Here is a 21,168-nt window from a genome sequence, read left to right as displayed (position 1 = left end):
ATAATACTGAGGAAACACAGATTGTGTTGAGAAGGATTCACATCGCCAAGCACAGCGGTTTCTGTATGGGGGTCAAGAGGGCCATTCAGATCGCTGAAGAAACGGCAGCCAAAGCTGACGGACCGGTGACTATCCTAAACGAAATAGTACACAACGAAGCGGTGGTGGAGAAGTTTCGGAAGGAGGGCGTAGGGCAAGTCGGTTCGGTCCATGATGTGACGACCGGTACGCTGATTATTTCGGCTCATGGTGTAGCGCCGGATATCAAGCGCCAGGCAGAAGAAGCAGGACTGACTGTTGTTGATGCTACTTGTCCCCTAGTGGAGCGTATTTACAAGATTATCGAAAAGGTTATAGCTGACGGTTATCATGTGATCCACATCGGTGATCCCAATCATGACGAAACCCACGGGATTGTTGGCCATGCGCCCGATCAGATAACCGTTGTGGCGCACACGAAAGAACTGGCCGATCTACCGGAGTGGAAAGATCGTAAGCTCGGTTTGACTGTGCAGACTACAGCTCATACCGGTGAGCTCGCCGAAATCGAAAAGCTGGCCAGACAGAAGTGGCCACAGATCGAAATCTTCAATACAATTTGCAATGCTACTACCCAGCGTCAGACGGCGGTAATGGATCTGGCGCCCGACGTTGATTTGATCCTGATCGTTGGCTCATCGACTTCTGCTAATTCCAACCGACTGGCGCGAATCGCCAATGTTTCCTGCGGTCGTGGCTACCTGATTGGCTCTGCGACCGATATTCGGGGCGAGTGGTTTGAGGGTAGTGATGGGGCAAAGGTGGTAGGGGTTTCAGCAGGAGCCTCAACCCCTGAGTTTCTGGTAGAGGAAGTGATTACGCGCCTGATAGACATATCCGGAGGGAAGGCTACGGTTATCCGTCCGAAACCCGACTTATGAACTGGTTGTGACGGAAAATAACCCCTTCAACAAGGCGATAGAGTGCTCACACACGCAACGATTGCACTACATTATTGGAACATAAGAGTCGTTGTTTCGTTTAATATAGTAGTAGTGATCGTGAAGGCCGAGCGGTCTTCTGACGATACAGAGATAGTATCTGGTTCGATCATTCTGAACGTGATATTGAACAATTCACCAAATCTCTTTCAATTCGATTCGTACAGAGTGCCAGATGGAATCAAATTGAGCATGAGGATTATTGGTAGTTGCTAAATTGACGAGACAGCCTGTATAAATAAGGTAGAGGATAGGCTCTTTTATCAAGATAGTTGTTGACAAAGGTCTGATTTATTAGGATTAATCTATTCTCTTAGCCGGTGCTCTTGCATCATCATATGTAAGCACTGTTTTAATCGGGGATAGCGGGAAGCTTTTTCGCTCACGCACAACGGCAGATTAGACAACATTGGCCGCTGTCATCCGAAGAACAAGGGTGCCGAAACAACGAACTCCAGGAGGAGGAAATATGGTCCCCAGAAGGGCAAAAATGTTTGTGTATGGTAATGACGATGTTCGTTGCCAGGAGGTTCAGAAATTCATTGAAGGGGCAGGGATTCTGCTTGAGGTGCGCGACACCAAAGAGGACCCCTTTCACCATCAGGAATTAATGAACTTGATTGGCTTCTTAAATATCAGTCATTTCTTAAACAAGATGTCTGAATCTTATACCAAGCACAAACTGGATGAGGCAAAACTGTCGCGTGAAGAGATGATCCAGTTAATTCTGGATGATCACTCCCTGTTGCGCTATCCAATTCTGCAATCAACGCGGTTGATTACGGTCGGTTGCGACCAGGACAAGATCGCCAACATGCTTCAGATTGATGCCAATGGTCAGGCTGAAGAACTGCCTAAGGACATTGGTAATCGGCAAACGGCGCGCCGTCACAGTAGTAGAAAGAGGTCGGCAGTCTCCAACTAAACCTTTCTATCTTTTCCTGATCTGTCTATACTTTATGCGACTGAAACATGAAAGGACAGATGTATGGAGATAGAACGTGAAATCCTCGAAACAGATATAGCGGTAGTTGGGGCTGGTCCGGCCGGACTGGCCTTCGCCTACAAACTCGCCAAGCTGGTTGCGGCCGACGACTCGGTTGAGTTGCCGGAAATACTCCTGATGGACAAGGGCTCACATGTAGGGGCGCATTGTTTATCAGGGGCGGTAATGAATCCGCGTGGTCTGGCTGAGCTGATCCCTGATTACAAAGAGCTGGGAGCTCCTTTGGAGGCTGAGGTTACAGCTGATGCCATGTATTGGCTACGTGACGGAGCTGCCACCAAGTTTCCTTACCTGCCTAAATCGATGGGTAATCACGGTAACTATATTGTATCTCTCAATCGCCTTTCTGCCTGGCTCGGTGAGCAGGTTGAGGGATTGGGAATCGATGTCTTCGCGGGTTTGGCAGGCTACGACCTAGTGCTTGATGAAGGCGTTGTTACCGGTGTTCGGACAGTTGATATGGGTCTTGACAAGGAAAGCAACCCCAGATCCAATTTCGAGCCGGGATCGATTGTTAAGGCTAAGGTCACAATTCTGTGTGAAGGTGTGCGAGGTTCTCTCACGCGCCAAGCCCTTGAAAGTTTACCCGAACTGACCAGTGAATGTCTGCCGCAAATGTATTTGACCGGAATCAAGGAAGTCTGGGAAGTCCCTGCGGGGAGAATCAAAGCTGGTCAGGTGATTCATACGATTGGCTGGCCTCAGCCTTCTGATGAGTACGGTGGCGGTTGGGTCTATGCCATGAGCGACACAATGGTTTCGGTCGGGTTTGCTGTGGGACTCAACTCGCCCGATCCTACCAATGACCCCCATATGAAATTCCAACGTTACAAGACACATCCCCTGATAAAAGGAATCCTTGACGGTGGAACGATGCTGCATTATGGCGGCAAGACTATGCCCGATGGTGGTTTCTTTTGTATGCCCCGTCTGTATAGTGACGGTCTTCTGCTGTGCGGCGACAGTGGCGGATTCCTCGATCCGGCCCATCTGAAGGGGATCCATCTGGCAATCAAGTCAGGCATCATGGCGGCTGAAACGGTTTTCGAGTGTCTCAAGACGGATGATTTTTCGGCCACCGCTTTGGGCAATTATCAACAGCGCTTTGAAAGCAGTTGGGCGTGCGAAGAGCTGTATCGCTCACGAAATTTCCACGCCTCGTTTAAGAATGGTTTGCTCTCAGGGTTGTTTCACGCCGGGGTACAGACATTTACTGGGGGCAAGGGACTCTTTGAACGACGCCCCAACCGGGAAGATTATACGTACGTGTTGACCAGAGCCGATTATCGCGATCGCACCGGAGATTTTCCGGAGAAAAAGGAAGTCAAGCTCGACAACAATTTTACTTTTGATAAGCTGACCGATGTATACAAGTCCGGGACCATGCATGATGAGGAACAACCGCCGCACCTTGTAATCTCCGATTATGACATCTGTAACAATCGCTGTACGGAGGAGTACGGGAATCCCTGCACACACTTCTGTCCGGCCCAGGTGTACGAGATGGTCGAGGACCCGGATCGGGAGGGGAATCTCAAGCTTCAGTTGACACCGTCCAATTGTGTCCACTGCAAAACGTGTGATATTGCTGATCCTTATCAGGTGATTCGGTGGGTTACTCCTCAAGGCGGTGAGGGACCGAATTTCGAAAATCTATAGACACGGTCGATACCGGAACGGGGATCAATGTCTTCGCTTGTGATAGGCTCGTTAGGCGTCGGGTTACTCCTGATTGCGTTTGTGTTGAACCTGCTACAATGGGTTAAAGAAACCAGCCCAGTTTATCTGGCAATGAATGTTCTTGGCGCTGGTCTGGCGGGCGTTTACGCCTGGCAGACGGGGTCGATTCCTTTTGTTATCCTGGAACTGATATGGGCTGGCGTTGCTCTGGTCAAATTGGTAACCGGACAAAGAAAGGGTCTCCCCGAATAGGGAAGACCCATTTTCCAATTTATCGTTATTCCTGGTCTAATCGACCGAATCGATTACAGTGTTGATTGCCTCTGAGCCAATGCCTCCTGGACAAAGTTCTCAATTTCCGATGTTTTTACCAGGTGATCGAACCAACGCGTATACAGTTCCTGGCGCTTACTCTGGAGAATGACATTGGCTACCGAGTCTCGCTTAGCCGTAAGTTCTGAGAGGTCCGGCGAAGTGCGTTCGATGAGCTTGAAGATCACTACCCCCTGATCAAACTCGACCGGTGCAGACATCTGTCCCGGGCTGGTCAACGAGAACGCGGTTCCTATGGCAGTGGGGTCACGACGCAGCCCTTTGACATAACCGTCACGATCGAATGCATCGGGTGTTTCGTATTCCTCGCCAAACATAGTGGCTGCTTTCTTGAAATCAGTACCATTCTGGATTTCAGCCCAGATTGCTGCGGAAGTGTCCTGGCAAAACTGAAGAACCTTGTGCAGCTGCAAATCCATCTGGATCTTATCCGTCGCTTCCTCAAAGGTTGCCAGTCCCTCTGGTCGTTGCTCAGATGCCTGCACTACATAGTAAGCAGAGTTGTTCTCCATTACTTCCGAGATAGCATCAACTTCCTGATCGAAGGCGAATTGACCAGCCTGGCCATCTTTACCCAAGTATTGGATATTGCCGCCATGAAAGAAAAGTCCTGTTTGGCGAACTATGAGTTTCAAATCTTCAGCAGCCTTGAAAAATCCGGATCGGGTAGCGGCATTCTGGAATTGTTCCAGGCGGCGGTAATTGTCGTCGAGAGTTTCCTGAGATGCTGGAGCAGTAATGAGGATGTGCGAAGCGTGTACTTGTTCCTGAAGTTCTTCTTCGGACTTGCCGCGCGGTTTAGCCATTTCCTCTCTGAGTCCGTGTAATTTGATAATGTGCCAACCGAATTGGGTGCGAATCGGATCCGACACTTCGTCTTTATTCATCTGGAACACATGACGGTCAAACTCATCAACCATCTGGCCACGCGGGAACCAGCCCAGATCACCGTCGTTATCTTTGGCACTTGGGTCTTCCGAATACCGGGAGGCCATCAGAGCGAAATCCTCTCCCGCCAGGATGGAATCACGGATAGCGGTAGCTTTGCCAAAAGCGGTTTCCCAATCGGACGGAGCAGGAGTCTTTTCCAGTATTACGATATTTAGAGAGGCCCTTTTCTTGATCGGGTAGTCCTCACGGTTTGACTCGAAATAGACCTGTTTCTCTTCCTCGGTGCTTTGAGGAGGAGGACGGGAGAAGCGGTCAAAGCCTATGTTAATCATGCCGACTTTGACTTTCTCAGTGGAGGCAAGAAACCACTCCTTGATCTCACCTTCAGTGACATGAGCGGTCTGTAGAATCAGTTCCTGTAGCTTAACCCGAGTAACGTCACGACGAGCTGAAACCTCCACCTGGGCCCAGAAGGGAGTAGCCTGTGGATCGGCCATCGCGTTGATATATTTCTGATAATCGAATTTCCCGTCGGTCTGGAAATACGGTAATCCCTGGAGTTCGGGGGGGGGTGAAAGCCGCAAGTAGGCATATAGCTCTTCGTTGGTGACAACCAGATTGTTCTTGGCGACTTCCTGCATTACGAGTGTCTCATGCAGTATTTGTCTCCAGGCTTCCTGGTGCAACTCGTTGACTTTGGATTCGGGGAGTTCGTCTTCGGCGTCCTTGGCTTCAGCCTGGTATAAGTTGTTATAGATGGCATTGTAGGATCGCCAGTCAATTTTCTCACCGTTGATGATGGCTGCCAGGTCTTGTTCAACTGTAGCCTGGCGACTGGACAGCCCCAGTCCCCACTCGAGAACGATCATACCTACGAAGAAAAACAGGACGACGATAATTATCGGCAAGATCATCTTGCGAAGAGCTTCAAACATTCGATTCTACTCCTTGTCGGTTCCCAAAAGTGTAAATTGTGCGCCGGCATCTACACCGAAGCACTCTCATCAAGCCTAAGAATATAAGCCATACAGGCCGATATGCAACCTTCACAGGCAATATTTGTACAAAAATACTGTCATTAGTGTTCGCTGAACAATAGATTGCCTTTGACCGCCAAACACTACTGAGGAAGGATTGCACTGTTATGCTGAGTATATCGACTAAACTACTGAGTTTGTTAGCTTTACTACTTTTCCTGACTGGGGGCGCTAAGGCCGTGCAAGAATGGCCTTTGAAGGGCGATATTGATCTTTCCAGCGGCTTCGGCGATTATCGAGACGGGCACTTTCATTTTGGGTTGGATTTGCGCACCGGCGGCAAGATCGGCAAGCAGGTTTTTGCCCCGGAGAGTGGCTATGTATGGCGTGTCAGAACCTCATACGAGGGCTATGGGAAGGCGCTGTACATACGTTGTGACGACGGTTACACGTATGTTTTCGGACACCTGTCGCAGTTCTCCGCTCCGGTGGACAGGGAGTTGAAAGCAGCTCAAATTGAGTCGGAGAAGTATTACCAGGATCTGTATTTCCCTGAGGATTCGTTACCCGTGAAAAAGGGAGAGCTAATCGCGTTTACGGGGAAAACTGGTAGCGGGGCGCCACATCTTCACTTTGAGAAACGGCAGGATGATACGCCTCTCAATCCTCTGAAATCAGGTTTCAAAGTTCATGACAAGATCGGTCCGACGTTCACACGATTGGGTGTTGCCCTTGTGGATGACCGGTCTCTTCTACCGAATGGCGAGCGCAAACTGCAGGTTGACGTAGTGCGGACAGGGAAAGAGGATCACTATTTTGTTGATATGCCTTTCTATCTGAACCGACCGTTTGGCTTGTTTGTGGAGTGTTTTGACCGCGGACGACCGGGTGGAATGAAACACTCCGTTTATAAGCTGTCATTATATATTGACGATGATCTGCACTATCAGGTGAAGTTCGATTCGGTGGATTTTAAAACCAATCACACTGTCAGCCTTGAGTACGATTATCTGGCGGCAGTCGATAAGCGCAAACATGTTCGAAGCCTCTACAAGAAGACAGGTAATGTCTTTGCTGGAGGGCGGGGAAAGGGTACTTCCGAGGGGCGGTTTGGATTGGAAGGCAGCGAACGCTATGGGTTACACGAGGGGCGAATAGTAGCCGAAGATGCCTCAGGAAATCAATCCGAACTAAAGTTCCGGTTCTTATGGGGGCCACACGAACATATCTATGACCTCGACTCGACGGTTAGCGTAGCCAAAGACACAACTCTGTTCTACTTGTCTCCGATAGCCGGATTCGAGGCGTTTTCGATAGATTCTGCGATCGCTCTGCTTAATCGTGGTAAGGCGTGGGGACAGTCGCCGGATGTCGAGATGATAGAGATCGGTGACGGCAAACTGATCTGTAAAGTACGCGGCTTCAAATTCGCGAGGGCAGTGCTGCGGATGTTTCTTTACACTTCTTCTGGAGTGATTATTCAAGACAATCTGTTCAACGGCCTGCGCAAACATGGGAGTAAGAAGCTCAGGATCAAACATGAGATTATCGAGGATGGTTTGCTGGTGACTCTTGGTATTATCAACGCCAAAGGTGCCGATTCGCGCATTGACCTATACTGGCGCGATAGTCTGCTTGGCACCGAGTATCCGAATTACATCGATATGACCAAGCATGCTTGTTTGATTCCACCCATTAAACAATATGCCCGGATTGACCGGATCGAAGCGGCCACCTCTCACGACTCTGCCTATTTTATGATACCATCCGATTCGCTCAATATCGTCGTGCTGGGGCTTGAGCCGGAAGAAGAAGTCGCCATCAATAAGCTCTTCCATCTTAGAGCTGGAGTGGACTATTTCTATAAGCCGACCTTTGTTGAACTGAAGTGGACCCCGGTGCTCAATAAGACCGCCATGCGTGTTAGTTCCGATCACTATCAGATTCTTCCGAAGGCATTCGTCTGTCGCAAGGATTTTGAAATCAGTTACCGTATCCCCCGGAAAGGCAAGACCAATCAACAGAGTGGTCTATGCTGGCTGGACGAACAGGAAGATCGCTGGGTCTGGTTAGATAATGTACTCGAAGGAACTACTCTCAGCGCCGCCTCGAGGGGGGGTGGTTCGTTTGTGTCCGTTATTGACTACGATCCACCGACTATAAAACGATTATCCCTTATGGATGGCGGGAAATACCACGATGTCCGCCCACCGGTCAGTTTTTTCATCGAGGATACTCTCTCCGGCATAGGCGACGATAGTGACATCAGGATCGAAATAGATGGTCAATGGCTGATTCCCGAGTATGATCCCGAATCGGGTCGTTGCTCTGCCCGACCGCTGGAACCACTGGAGCCGGGGCGTCACCATTTTGGACTGATGGTGACTGATCGCGCTGGTAACCTGTTTGAAAAGTACTTCAATTTTTACATCAAGAAATCCGGGCGTTCGCACGGCAAGTAGGAGTGAGGCATGTTTTTCCCGATCCGCGATGACATACCCACGGTGCGAAAGCCCTATCTTACAGTAGCCCTGATCGTGGTCAACAGCGCGATATTTCTGTACTCTCAATTGCTTGGAGCAAAGGGATTCAACCTCTTTGTTTATCAATATGGATACATACCGTATGAACTGGTACATGCGGTCGAGTTGACGCCAGAGCTGTCATCTTCGGCCTACTTCACAGCATTTTCGTCGATGTTCATGCACGGTGGATGGATGCACCTGATTGGTAACATGCTCTTCCTGTGGATCTACGGGAACAACGTCGAAGACTATTTTGGCCGCATCAAGTTCATTCTTTTCTATCTTATTTCAGGCTTGGCCGCGATTGGCCTTTATACTTTGTTTGGTCCGAACTCACAGATTCCTCTGGTGGGAGCTTCGGGAGCAGTAGCCGGTTTGATGGGCGCATATATGGTATTGCATCCACGAGCCAGAATCACCTGCTTGGTAGTGTTCTTCTTCATTCAGTTTATGACCCTGCCGGCCAAAGTCGTTCTGGGGTTCTGGTTTGGCTATCAACTACTGATGTCTCTAGCGGGGTCGAGCACAGGGGGTGGGGTAGCATATCTCGCCCATGTCGGTGGTTTCCTGTTCGGATTGATTCTGCTGTGGCTCCTGACGCGGGGCAAAAGAAGGGTCCGTTCGGTCACAAAAGGACGACGTTCGTACCGGGTGCGTTGGCGGTAGATGGCTTTTCGCATTTCATCTTCTCCAACATATGATTATGTTCCTCTATGTTTGACCTGATAGTAATCTCAGCTTACTTCGTGGTTATGCTGTTTGTCGGTTGGCGTGTTCGCAGGCAGACGCCTGACTCGTATTGGTTAGCTGGACGTAAATACGGAACGAACCGTATTACTACCTCACTCGTGGCTACCATTTTTGGTGCCTCATCAACGATCGGTATTGTTGGTCTGGGTTACACTCAGGGTTTGACCGGTGCCTGGTGGGCCATGATGGGTGGTCTGGCTTTGATACCCCTTGGCCTGTTTCTGGCGGCCCGAGTCCGCACACAAAGGGTCGTCACACTACCCGACATTCTACGCAATGCGTATGGTCCACGAGTTGCCCTCATCGGCGGAGTTGTGATCGCAGTGGCCTGGTGTGGTGTGGTGGCGGCCCAGTTTGTCGCTGGAGGCCGGATCATCGCCGTTCTGTTCGGTGTCGAGTTTCAATGGACTCTGATAGCAGTCGCGGTTGTGTGCATATGTTATACTTTTCTGGGGGGGCAGTTGTCGGTTATCAAAACTGACCGGTGGCAGTTTGGTCTCTTGATCGGCAGTGTTTTCCTGTTGCTCTCGTTTCTGCTGTTCGGGGGTGACCAACAGGCGCTATCGTGGGCTTCCTTGCCCGCAGGTGCGCTGGACTTTCCGGTGTCGGAGAAATTCGGTTGGTACGAGCTATTGGTTTTCTACCCGCTAATCGTAGGACTTCCATATTTGACCGGACCCGACATCTACTCACGGGTTCTGAGCGCCCGCAGCGATAAGGCAGCACGACGAGCAACCCTGTTGGCAGCGGGGGTGGTGGTGCCCCTGGCGCTGTTGCTGGCCTTTCTTGGGGTCCTCATCGCGACCAGATTTCCGTTGCTTCCTGCCGAGGATGCGCTTCCACATGCTCTGCAAACCCTGATGCCATCCGGTTTGCGTGGGCTGGTAGCGGCTGGATTTCTGGCGGCCATAATGTCATCGGCTGATAGTTGTCTGATCTCAGCCGCGACGATATTCTCTCGAAACGTCGTTGATCCGGCTTCGAAGAAGTCAGCAGAGAGACAGTTGTACATCACCCGTGCCGCGGTGATAGGGCTTGGACTGGTGGCTGGAGGGATCGCCCTGATGCAGCGCGGTATCATTCCATCGCTGCTGCTTGGCTACACCATTTTTGTAGGCGGTCTGGCCGTGCCCACTCTGGCAAGTTTCTGGCGGAAGCGTCTCGGAATAACCAGCTCGGCCGGTTTCTGGGCCGTAACTGCAGGGGGAGCATCTGCAATTCTGGGCAAAGTTAATGACGGGATTGCCATTAAAGCACTTCTGACTGAAAGTGGAATGGAGATTCTCGCTACGATTCTGGGGCCGAAAGCGTTGAGTATCCTGCCGCTGTTTCTTTCCGCTTTTGTGTTGATAACAGTCAGTCGGTTATCCCGTCGCCACTGATCGCTCTGTATCGGTCACAGCCCATCCGTGTTCAGGCTTAACCCCACTCGCAGCCAACGGCCGGGCATGGGTACGGTACCAATCTCTGTGTAGTCGGCATCGAACAGATTATCAATCTCGGCCATAAATTCCACATCTTCCATACGCAACCTGAGCCTAGTATCGACCACAATGCTTCCGTCATGTTCAAAGCGGCGCAGATAGCGAACGGTTGACGACAAATGAAAAATGCTGGTCAGGTTCGATTGGGTCCTCAGGATCAGCTGATGCTGAAGATGATCATGGACATACTTGGATTCATAATCCCGGCTGGAATAATCGGCGTCGAGATAGGTATAGCTCAGGTGCAGCTTGGAAAAGACTCGACCACCCCAGAGTTTCGTTGGGTCGGCAACAACGCCAATCTCCATCCCGCGGGTAGTGACCTCGGAAACGTTATGTGCTTGCCAGTCGTCCTCAGAGTTGAGGCGGGACCAATCGATAAGGTTCTGTCCGTTGCGGACAAAAACAGCAGCGTTGAACAGTAACCCCGGATGCGACCACCGTCCCCCGATCTCGTACGTCCATGCTTCCTCCGGCTCCAAATCGGGGTTGCCCATATTGGCCGGGCTCTCATAGTATAGGTCGGTATAGGTGGGGACACGAAAGGATTTCCCAACGGTGAAAAACAAATTGGTGGTTTCAGTGGGACGGTATCCGATGTCAACACCGGGCCACATTCTCCATCCCCAATCCTCATAGTGATAGACGGTAGCTCCGGGAACCACAGAAACATTGGTTATGGGAGTGAAGCGGTGTTCGAGAAACAGGCCGGTGCGGGATCGACGATGGTCACCAAGCGAGGAGCTCTCAATTTCTTCTGCTGATATTTCGACGGCGAGGGATGTTACACCCCATTCTGTCGTCAGATAAGAACGTGCTTCGCCTCCGAAGACATCGGTTGTATGCTGGTTACAATACCATTGGGGACGGTTGCGGTCGAGGATGAACTCGTCGTCATGCCGTCGCCAGAAGGCACGGGTGGATACTACGGCCTTACCATACTCATAATTAACTCCTCCAGAAAGAAGCAGCGATGAAGTTGCTTCCCATTCGTCGGGAAAGCGGTCGCTGTAGAATCGGTAGGCTCCAAACTCTTTGTCAGTATACCGGGCGTCAAAACGAGCCGCTGCATCTCCCACGGGAAAAGATATGCCGTATGAAAAAATCGAGACATCAAACTCCGCACCTTCTACATGACCCTCGCAAGCCCGACGACCCAGCGACAGGCGATGTTGCGTCTTGCCCTTTATCATCGAAACGGCCAGGGAGTGATCAAAAAGACCATGATTTCCAGCGATTGTCTTGAGCCTGACGGCTGTCTCCTGAGGCTGGCGAGTAATGATATTGATAGCTCCGCCCATGGCGCCGGGGCCGAACAGTCGGGAACCGGGTCCTTTAAGGACCTCTATTTGCTTGATGTCATTGAGGTTCAAGGGTAGATCAAGATTGTGGTGCCCGGTCTGTGGATCACTGAGTGGTACGCCGTCGATCATCACCAGCGTTTGTTCGAAAGTTCCTCCCCGGATACTGATATCCGCCTGAACCCCGTTAGCCCCTCGCCGACGGACATCGACCCCGGGAACCTGGGCTAACAACTCTGCCACGGTAATGGCGGGGGACTGGGCTATCTGGTCCGGCCCGATCACTTCAATGCTGCGGGGTAACTCGGAGAACTTCACCGGTGATATGGCACCAGTGACTACAATGATATCCTTCAGTTCATATACGGGATTGATGTCTTGCGACTGAGTTGAGGGAGAAATAGTCGTAATAGTAATGCCTAAAGCCAAGGTGCAGATCCATTTTCGGGCCATTTGGATAAAGAATCTCATAATTCCTCTCAATGCCAAAGGATCAAGGATGGCGGTAAGTCAACTTTGTGGCAGCAATGCTAAGCTGCGACGATCAGTATGTCAAGCACTTGCTGGAGTGGCTTTTATTCCCGTCAATCCCAGTGCGATTTGATCTCAGAAACTACTTGACCGCCTCTTCGCGGCCGATATATTCGGGCAGCTAAAAACCAACGTTGGCCGCAGGCCGACGATATTAAGGAGTGGGACCGCAATGGTTACCAAACAGGAAGCCCTCGATTATCACAGTCATGGTCGACCAGGCAAGATAGAAGTTGTTTCGACCAAGCCGTGTCGAAAGGAACGTGATCTGTCATTGGCCTACACCCCCGGTGTAGCCGATCCGTGTATGGAGATTCACCGAAATCCAGAAGATGTGTACAAGTACACAGCCAAGGGGAACTTAGTCGCAGTTGTTTCCAACGGCTCCGCTGTACTGGGACTGGGCAATATTGGTCCTGCCGCAGGCAAGCCGGTTATGGAGGGCAAAGGGATTCTGTTCAAGAGATTCGCTGATATTGATGTATTCGATATCGAGGTGGATACCCAGGATCCGGACGAGATAATCAAGTGTTGTCAATTGCTGGAGCCTACCTTCGGTGGTATCAATCTCGAAGATATCAAAGGTCCGGAGTGCTTCTACATTGAAGAGACCCTCAAGAAGACTATGAACATCCCGGTTTTCCACGATGACCAGCATGGAACGGCGATTATTTCGGCGGCCGCTTTACTGAATGCGCTCGAGATTGTTGGTAAGGACATCAGTAAAATCAGAGTTGTATACTCTGGAGCCGGCGCGGCCGGTATTGCGTGTGCCAAGTTGTATGTGTCCCTGGGAGTGAAAAAAGAAAACCTGCTGATGGTCGATTCCAAGGGTGTCATGTACGAAGGGCGTGGAGACACATTCAACAAGTACAAACAAGAGTTCGTTCGCAAGACAGATTGCCGTACTCTGGCTGATGCCATGAAGGATTCTGATGTGTTTGTCGGCGTGTCGATCAAGGATCTGGTGACTAAGGATATGGTTCGATCCATGGCCAAGGATCCGATTGTATTTGCAATGGCTAATCCTGATCCGGAGATTACTTATCCCGAAGCCCTTGCGGCTCGTAAAGATGTAATTATGGCTACCGGTCGGAGCGACTATCCCAACCAGGTCAATAATGTGTTGGGGTTCCCGTTCATCTTCCGTGGGGCACTTGATGTTGCTGCCACCGCCATTAACGAAGAGATGAAGATTGCAGCCGTCAAAGCTCTGGCAGGATTGGCCAAGGAAGAGGTCCCTGATGTCGTGGCAGAAGCTTATGGTGGAAGCCATTTTAAATTTGGAAGAGAGTATCTGATTCCTAAACCGTTTGATCCTCGCATTCTTGTGTGGGAAGCTTCGGCTATCGCTCAGGCGGCAATGGATACTGGCGTTGCAAAACATCCAGTTGATATCGATCAGTACAAAGAAGAGCTGGCCCAGCGTATTGGACACGGCCGGACAATCATGCGGGTTGTCAGCGAAAAAGCACGTCGTACTCCACGCAAGGTCGTATATCCTGAAGGTCATTCCAGCCGTATTCTCCGCGCTGCTCACCAAGTTGTCGAGGGGGGACTGGCTCAGCCGGTTGTGCTGGGGAATCCCAAGGCTATCAAGGTTTTGGCGGCGGAGCATGACATCAAATTGAACGGCATTGAGATCATAGATCCCTCCGCATCGTCCAAGCGAGACGAGTACGCTGAAATGTACTACGAGAAGCGTAAACGACGTGGTGTCACCCGGAGCAAGGCTGAGAATGCCATGAATAGCCCGACCAAGTTCGGCGTTATGATGCTTGAAAACGGTGACTGCGATGCTGTCCTTGCGGGTGTAATCACCGACTACCCCACGACTATCCGAGCGGCACTGGAAATAATCGATCTCAAACCAGGCGTCACCCGTGTATCGGGTCTGTTTGTCATGCTTGATAAGGATCAGGTGTACCTGTTTGCCGATACGACGGTTAATATCAACCCGACGGCAGAGCAACTGGTAGAGATCGCCGAAGGCGCCGTTCGTGTATGTAAGGGCCTCAATATTAAGCCGCGAATTGCAATGCTCTCGTTCTCCAATTTTGGTTCGGCCCCCTATCCCGAATCGAAGAAGGTGGCCAGGGCGACTGCAATGCTCAAAGAAAAGTACCCGGACCTGATTGTTGAGGGTGAGATGCAGGCTGATACGGCCTTGATGCCCGAGTTCATGGAGAAACATTTTCCTTTCTCACTGTTGAAAGAAAAGGCTAATGTGTTTGTGTTTCCCGATCTCAACTCCGGAAATATCGCCTACAAACTGGCGCAGCGTATGGGCGGTCTGGAAGCCATTGGGCCGATCCTCAACGGCTTGTCCAAGCCGGTGCACGTGTTGCACCGTACCTTGAGTGTGAGTGAGATCGTCGATATGACGGCCATTGCCGTTGTCGATGCCAATAGCTGATCCGACTCACAATAGTCTTTTAGCAGGCCGGATTAACCCCCGGCCTGTTTTTTGTCAGGTAATTTTATTGTTGTGGAATGTCATTGACAGGCCGTATCGATTAAGACGTTCTCGAAAAATCAATTGACACAGCCGTCGAAGCAGCTATTTTCCACTCTAATGGTACCACTCGTCGCTTGCAGTTCCCACCTGCTGACGAGGACCACAAGGCATGTGGATTCCGATCGACGAGTGTCATTGTTGAGGTTATGGCATGTATACGACACCGCTGGTCAATCGACGGGTTCTGCTTTTGAATCAGAACTACGAGCCGCTGACGGTCTGCTCCGCTCGGCGTGCCTTTGTACTTATGTTTGCGGGTAAGGCCGAGATGTTGGAAACGGCTGACGGTTTGAAGGTGCGAACGGTCAGCAGGTCATACGCGCTACCCTCGGTTGTACGGTTATGGCAATATCGTAAGGTTCCATATAAGCAAATCATGCTGACGCGTCGCAATATCATCATGCGTGATGATAATCTCTGTCAGTATTGTGGCTCCCGACGAGGACCAATGACTGTTGATCACGTTATTCCGAAAATGAAGAACGGTCTGGCGACATGGACGAATCTGGTTTGTGCGTGCACTCGATGCAACAACAAGAAAGGGGACCGGACTCCGGAACAGGCTGGCATGAAATTACGGCGCAAGCCGTTTCGCCCCAGCTATATTACTTTTATTCACCGCCACTACGGTGTTCAGGATCGATGGAAACCTTATCTCTTCCTTGATCCTTCATGTGGACGTTACGCTACGACATGATGCGATAGCGCACTACGGTTCCAAGGTTCATACTACATCACCAGGAGCGTCATGACGGCTATGTTTCTGACGATTTACACTATCCCGTCTGAGCAGGATCATCTACCAATTTCCACTACTTGATCAACAGCATCTTCTTCGCCTCAACGTGACCGCCGGCCTTCAATCGATAGAAGTAGAGACCGGTTGCCACTTTTTTGCCTGCGAAATCAGTTCCGTCCCATTGTATCTCATACGTGCTCGCAGATTGTACTTTGTCCACCAGAGTGGTAACGCGTTGGCCGAGGATATTATAGACGTCAATCGTCACTTGACAGCGCTTATATAGACTGTACCGGATAGAAGTCGATGGGTTAAATGGGTTGGGGTAGTTCTGGTCAAGAGCCCACGCCGGCGCATTTATGGTGAGAATGATGGGAATACTAAGAGGGCTGTTCGCTATTTCGGTGGATGTAATTGTAATAGTATCGTGATAAACTGTTAGTGGAAGATCAGTATCCGTGATGCTCACACTTATTTCCTGAGGTGTACCACCAGACGTGGGCGAGATGCTCAGCCAACTTGAGTCCTTACTGGCCGACCATGATACGGAAGAATTGTCGGATGTTGTCAGGTTGAGAATCTTCGCCGACGGACCGTCTTTACCTCTATCTGCGCTAAATTCCAGAGAACCTGGGGAACAGATCAGATTCGGGCCATCAGCCAAGACCGTAAAGGACGCTACATCCTCGTCATACAGGTTAACCGGATCGGTAGCCCTGAACGTAATCATTTCGGTCCCGTTCCAGTCAGCCGGAGCCGTGATAGTCGCGACGCGGGCAGTTATATCGACCAATAACTCAACGTTACCGCTGTAACTCCAAGTCATCTCGGCGTCGGTATTGTTTATGTCAAATACATAGTCATCAAGAGAAATAGTAGCGAAGCTGCCGCCTTCGGTGATGGTCTGATCAGGAATGTTAGATATTACGGGAGCATCAGGTGTTGGGTTGTTAATTAGTGAATCGTAGCACCAGGTCGCGTCGGCTGCCGCTACAACAAGATCGCTTTGGGAGGCTCCGGCCACAATGGCAAAAGCCACTGTGTCAACGGAACCGGCTGTGAATAGTTTTGGTCCCACTGCAATCAACTGCAATAGATCAATGGATGAATCGACATATGTTGATGCGGATGCGAACCCGTCCGACAAGGCGACGTATTTTTCGTCTTCAGTGAATCCGTCACCAAAATTATCCCAAGTAATCAGAGACCCTGACGCTGTGAGACCGGTTGTCACCTGACCATCGATTACGGTCATACCCCGGTAGTTGTTAATCGTAGACCCATTATTGTAAGCAGTCCAGAGAATGCTGTTGTCGCTGTCCCAGCCCCCAGCGTTGTTAGTAAAGACGAGGACATCCCAGTCAGAATACAGGCCAAGTCGAATACCGCTAAGCGGATAGGAGTTCTCGTTACTAATGATGTAACGCATGATTATGAAAACGTCGTTAGGAGGAGTATCATAAGCATAAGACTGCTGGATCACTTTTAGACCCAGCGGGGCTTCCGCGCGGGAATCATCGAAAATCGAGTATGTCTCCTGGGAAGCATCATTGCCCGGCTGAAGTAGCTGTATGTTCCCCCCTGGGAGAACTTTGAAATCGCCGTCCGGTTCACCAGCAGGATTTCGAACACCATCCGAGATGTTGGCGGCACTGCTTCCAATGATCAGGCCACTCTCCCATAGGTCATTTCCGGTGTTGTCCAGTTGAAATCCAAGCCCGCCTCCGGGGAAGAAGGAATGATCCCCGAGTCCATAGGTGCCAAAGTTGGTAACGCTATATGTAATGCGGCCAATATCGTGAGTGGCGATTGAACGTTGGAGCTTCGATTCGACCAAAAAAAACAGCTTGGCTGGTTGCGAGTAGCCATCACCAGTAATCAAGAAGTCGAGGGACAGGACGCTGCCGGGAGTAACTGTGTCGGAAACGACTACACGGATTGTATCGTTCGAGCGTAGTGTGTCGCCTTCATTTATACTGCCAAAATAGGCACTGCCGTTGATTGGTGTCAGCGACGGGTAGGAGCCGGTTATTGTCGCCGAGACATTGGACACGGAAGCTCCCAGGTTTTGCATCACCACCGTTCCCTCGACCGTATCTCCCGGTTCAATGGGGTCATGATCGAAAGTATAGATTCGAACATTGGGAGCCGCGTTGACCGCCGACAGAGCATTCAGCGCTGCCATGCAGTCGATCAACCCCCAGCCATAGTTATTGTCGGGGAGGTTGTGCCCGTGATCAGCGGCGGTAGTCAGGATTGCCTTTTTGATCTCATCCACCGTAGCATTGGGGTTCTTCTGTCGAAGCAGTGCCACCAGTCCAGACACATGGGGGGTGGACATTGAAGTCCCGGTCATGGGAGAGTAGTTACCGTATGGTATTGATGACCGTATGGTGTAACCGGGGGCCACAACGTTGGGTTTGATGGCACCGTTGCAGTCTGAGGGACCACGCGATGAACTGGGATCGATAGTCAGCGGCAATTCGGGCCGTACGTTTCCGACCGCGAAACAATCAAGCGAATCAAGGGCGCGGTTGGCCGGGTTACGAATAGATGAAACGGCACTTTCGTTACCGGCTCCAAATATGTTAACAATTCCCAAAGCTTCAAGATTGTCGATCATGTCAAAGAAGATACTCTGACAGTCAATATCCTTAACTCCCCAACTATGATTTATGACGTCGGGGAGGTCGTCTATCGAGTTTGGGTCGCCGTCGGGATCAGCCGCCCATTCAAAGGCGTCGATGATAGAGGCTCCTGAGATATTGATAACTGCGGCCGAAATCCATTCGGCGTCCGGAGCAACTCCAATAGTATCACCGGTTGCATCATCATGACCAACAAGGATGCCCATAACGTGTGTGCCGTGACTTGGATACTTTCCCGTGAGAATATGAGGAAACGGCTGTTGGTCTTGAGGGTCGAACCAGGCCGCCGCTGAGTCACCGTCGTGGCCTTTCCAGTTGTTCACGAGGGCTGGATGGTGGCCGTCGACGCCCGTGTCAAACGAGCAGATTACACGCCCCGCACCGGTGTAGCCAGCCGCCCAGGCAGCGTCGGCATTAATAAACGATAGATTGGTTTCAACTCCTGCTGTCGACATAGACTGAGCCGGGTCTGTTTTCTCGGGCGGTATCAGGTTCACCGAAGGTACAGCGTAGATCATTTCAATATCGCCTCGGGCGGCAAGGACCTCCAAATCGCCCACGGCCAGTTTGACCTCGATGATGTTCGTTATCCAGTGCGATTTGATATTTGTGGCCCTGCCCTGCGATTTGAGTTGTTCAAGGTGGGCGAGAAGGCTGGCCTGTCGCGTTACGTGTTCTTCCTTCAGGAGGTTCATGGCTGCTTGATAACGACCACGGTGAGAACTAGCCAGTTCCAGAACTTCAGTTTTCAAGCCAGCGATTCGCTTGGTCCGAGGAAGGCCTATCCACACCGGAATCAATTCGATATTGGCCTTGGCAGCGATCTGTTGTCGCAGTTGGGGCGATAGTTCTCCCGGCCAAGCCGACATAGTTAGGAGCAGCATGGAAGCAATAACAAGAACGGTCGAACGGGTCAGATTCATTTCATCTCTCCAGCATTGATAGCGTATCTCTTGTCAGCGACAGTTGTCGTCTTTCTTAGAGGAACGAACTACGGTCAGCAATTGTTTGTTTGGCAGTACCTGAATTGAGGACGCCCGACACCAAGTGCATGACCCGCAGTATCCTTTCTCATGATAATGCCGAAGTTGGTTTTGAACAAGTGATTCGTAATGAAGGGGCTGTTGGGGTAGGGAGTGCTTGCCCGGATCAATGAAGTTGCTTATATATATTGTATACCAGCGATGTTGGCTAGTTGCGCAAAGTTGGAAGATAAAACGATGGATGAGAAGCAGTTCAGTAGGTATTTCAAGGCTTTTGGTGATCCCTCGCGTCTGCGTATACTGCAGGCGTTGACCTCTCGCGAGATGACCGTAGGGGAAATTACCATCCAGATCGGCCTAGCCCAGCCTACGATCAGCCGGCACCTGGCTCTGATGAGAGACTCCGGGATAGTAGTCGATCGACGCGAGGGGCAGAAGGTCTTCTACAGCCTAAACAAGGATGCAATACGGTCTTGTTGCTCTGGTTTCTGCAATTGTCTTGAGATTGTGGTCCCGAAAGCAAAGAAAAGCAAAAAAAAATAGCCTTCGATGTGTTTTTTTGGAAACATATATGTAGATATGTACATATAAGGATATAACAACTTTAACCTGGAGGTGATTTATGGAAAAAGAACTCGGACGTATCAAAGTGACAGAGACCGACGACGGTTACCGGATTGACGTGAATGGTAAGGATCTCAAGGGACTCTGCCTTTGTGGATGCTCCCCTCAGGAGTCTAAAGACCAGTCCTCGGCCACCTCGTGCTGTGAACCTACCAAGGAGAAGAAGTAAGTGACCAGTTTCCTTTATGCTAATCGCTGGTTGAGCTAGTAACTCTAATCAAGGAGGATGATGTGACACGTTTTTCGATTCCCCGCGTGGCCCACTGTGGCTCCGGCTGTAAAGGCCTGTCCTGGACACGACCCTAAACTGCCCATTTGGACATGATGCGAAATGAATGGCATCCGAGGAGCAAACCTCGGGTGCCGACCATATGTCGCGTTATCGAGGATTCTGGCCTACCTCTACTACAGTCCCAATTCCTTAATCTCAAGATCGAATCGTGAGGGTTGTAGACGAATCAGCCAGCCCTCACCAAAAGGGTCCTGTAGAGCTGATTGGGGATCATCAATTACTTTCTGGTTGACCTCCACGACGGTTCCCGACAACGGTGAGACCAGTGAATGTGAACGCATGTCCGTCGACATGATCTGCAAATAAGTGCCACCCTGGCGTAACTTGTCTCCGATCGATGGGAGATAGATATTCTGGACAGTTCCGATAGTCTGGAGGAAAGAGTGCTCGACACCAAACACGACTATGCCGTCATCTCGTAGCATCAGCCAGGCATTGTCGCCCACGGATTTGAATTCCTGAATTCGCTCGTGGGAATCGGTATCTGACCTTTCGCCTGTGATTTGTCCACGCTGGGCTGAGTCGGGGGGGCTGGCCATTTCGGCAGCCCGTCGGACAACGCCCTGAAGTTCCTTACGGGTAAATGGTTTGGCCACATAGTCAAAAGCTCCCAGTTGCGTTGCCTGGAGGGCAGTGTTGATAGTGGCGTAGCCGGTGATCATGATCACCGGCAGGTGCGGGAAGTCGACTTTGACCAGGCGCATGAACTCCAGACCGTCGATCTCCGGCATCATGAGGTCAGTCAGAACAATGTCGATCTCGCCCTGTCTGACCAACTCCAGTGCCTTGTCTGCGGCCAGCGCCGTGTGAATGACATAATCCTCCTTGCCGAGGTGTTTGCGAACGCTGTCCAGCACGATTTGCTCATCATCCACGACCAGAACATTCAGTTTTCTATCCATCACT

General features: G+C 50.8%; 15 protein-coding genes. 11 read left to right on the top strand and 4 right to left on the bottom strand.

The window, feature by feature from the left end; translation table 11 throughout:
- Positions 1-23 precede the first annotated feature (23 nt).
- From ispH to KOO62_02565, 4 genes are all read left to right on the top strand, one after another.
- Positions 24-920 (top strand): 4-hydroxy-3-methylbut-2-enyl diphosphate reductase, encoded by an 897-nt coding sequence (gene ispH, locus KOO62_02580; protein ID MBU8932871.1) that lies wholly within the window; start codon positions 24-26, stop codon positions 918-920.
- Between the two features lie 529 nt (positions 921-1,449).
- Positions 1,450-1,905 carry a hypothetical protein gene (locus KOO62_02575; GenBank protein ID MBU8932870.1) on the top strand — a complete coding sequence of 152 codons (456 nt, stop codon included), beginning with the start codon at positions 1,450-1,452 and terminating at the stop codon, positions 1,903-1,905.
- 63 nt (positions 1,906-1,968) lie between these two features.
- Entirely contained in the window at positions 1,969-3,645 is a 1,677-nt protein-coding gene (locus KOO62_02570; GenBank protein MBU8932869.1) for an electron transfer flavoprotein-ubiquinone oxidoreductase, read from the top strand.
- Between the two features lie 39 nt (positions 3,646-3,684).
- A complete protein-coding gene (locus tag KOO62_02565) occupies positions 3,685-3,918 on the top strand; it encodes a hypothetical protein (protein MBU8932868.1) in 234 nt (77 codons plus the stop codon).
- Between the two features lie 53 nt (positions 3,919-3,971).
- Here KOO62_02565 and KOO62_02560 read toward each other — a convergent pair whose 3' ends face one another.
- Positions 3,972-5,825 carry a peptidylprolyl isomerase gene (locus tag KOO62_02560; GenBank protein ID MBU8932867.1) on the bottom strand — a complete coding sequence of 618 codons (1,854 nt, stop codon included), beginning with the start codon at positions 5,823-5,825 and terminating at the stop codon, positions 3,972-3,974.
- A 209-nt stretch (positions 5,826-6,034) separates the two neighbouring features.
- Between KOO62_02560 and KOO62_02555 the strand changes: the two genes are divergently transcribed.
- From KOO62_02555 to KOO62_02545, 3 genes are read left to right on the top strand one after another with little or no spacing between them, the layout of a single operon-like run.
- Positions 6,035-8,329: a M23 family metallopeptidase gene (locus tag KOO62_02555; protein ID MBU8932866.1), complete on the top strand. Its 2,295-nt coding sequence runs from the start codon at positions 6,035-6,037 to the stop codon at positions 8,327-8,329.
- A gap of 9 nt (positions 8,330-8,338) precedes the next feature.
- The gene (locus tag KOO62_02550; protein MBU8932865.1) at positions 8,339-9,058 is read left to right on the top strand and encodes a rhomboid family intramembrane serine protease; all 720 of its coding nucleotides are present in this window, start codon (positions 8,339-8,341) and stop codon (positions 9,056-9,058) included.
- Positions 9,059-9,105: 47 nt separating this feature from the next.
- A complete protein-coding gene (locus tag KOO62_02545; GenBank protein MBU8932864.1) occupies positions 9,106-10,524 on the top strand; it encodes a sodium:solute symporter family protein in 1,419 nt (472 codons plus the stop codon).
- Positions 10,525-10,538: 14 nt separating this feature from the next.
- Here KOO62_02545 and KOO62_02540 read toward each other — a convergent pair whose 3' ends face one another.
- Complete coding sequence (locus tag KOO62_02540) at positions 10,539-12,380, bottom strand: TonB-dependent receptor (GenBank protein ID MBU8932863.1); 1,842 nt, start codon at positions 12,378-12,380, stop codon at positions 10,539-10,541.
- Between the two features lie 250 nt (positions 12,381-12,630).
- Between KOO62_02540 and pta the strand changes: the two genes are divergently transcribed.
- Positions 12,631-14,874, top strand: a complete 2,244-nt coding sequence (gene pta / locus KOO62_02535) for a phosphate acetyltransferase (GenBank protein MBU8932862.1) — start codon at positions 12,631-12,633, stop codon at positions 14,872-14,874.
- Between the two features lie 253 nt (positions 14,875-15,127).
- A complete protein-coding gene (locus KOO62_02530) occupies positions 15,128-15,673 on the top strand; it encodes an HNH endonuclease (protein ID MBU8932861.1) in 546 nt (181 codons plus the stop codon).
- A gap of 115 nt (positions 15,674-15,788) precedes the next feature.
- Here the strand turns inward: KOO62_02530 and KOO62_02525 are convergent, their stop codons facing one another.
- Entirely contained in the window at positions 15,789-19,286 is a 3,498-nt protein-coding gene (locus KOO62_02525) for a S8 family serine peptidase (GenBank protein MBU8932860.1), read from the bottom strand.
- 297 nt (positions 19,287-19,583) lie between these two features.
- Here KOO62_02525 and KOO62_02520 point away from each other — a divergent pair, with 297 nt between their 5' ends.
- Both KOO62_02520 and KOO62_02515 read left to right on the top strand, forming a co-directional pair.
- On the top strand, positions 19,584-19,889 hold the full coding sequence (locus tag KOO62_02520) for a metalloregulator ArsR/SmtB family transcription factor (GenBank protein MBU8932859.1): 306 nt from the start codon (positions 19,584-19,586) through the stop codon (positions 19,887-19,889).
- 79 nt (positions 19,890-19,968) lie between these two features.
- Complete coding sequence (locus KOO62_02515; protein MBU8932858.1) at positions 19,969-20,139, top strand: hypothetical protein; 171 nt, start codon at positions 19,969-19,971, stop codon at positions 20,137-20,139.
- A gap of 236 nt (positions 20,140-20,375) precedes the next feature.
- Here the strand turns inward: KOO62_02515 and KOO62_02510 are convergent, their stop codons facing one another.
- A complete protein-coding gene (locus tag KOO62_02510; GenBank protein ID MBU8932857.1) occupies positions 20,376-21,164 on the bottom strand; it encodes a response regulator in 789 nt (262 codons plus the stop codon).
- Between the last annotated feature and the right edge of the window lie 4 nt (positions 21,165-21,168).

This window comes from Candidatus Zixiibacteriota bacterium (assembly GCA_019038695.1).
In the GTDB taxonomy this organism is placed as follows: Bacteria; Zixibacteria; MSB-5A5; order GN15; family FEB-12; genus B120-G9.
The sequence above is the reverse complement of the archived record's forward strand: the minus strand, read 5'-3'. Positions and strand labels throughout refer to the sequence as shown.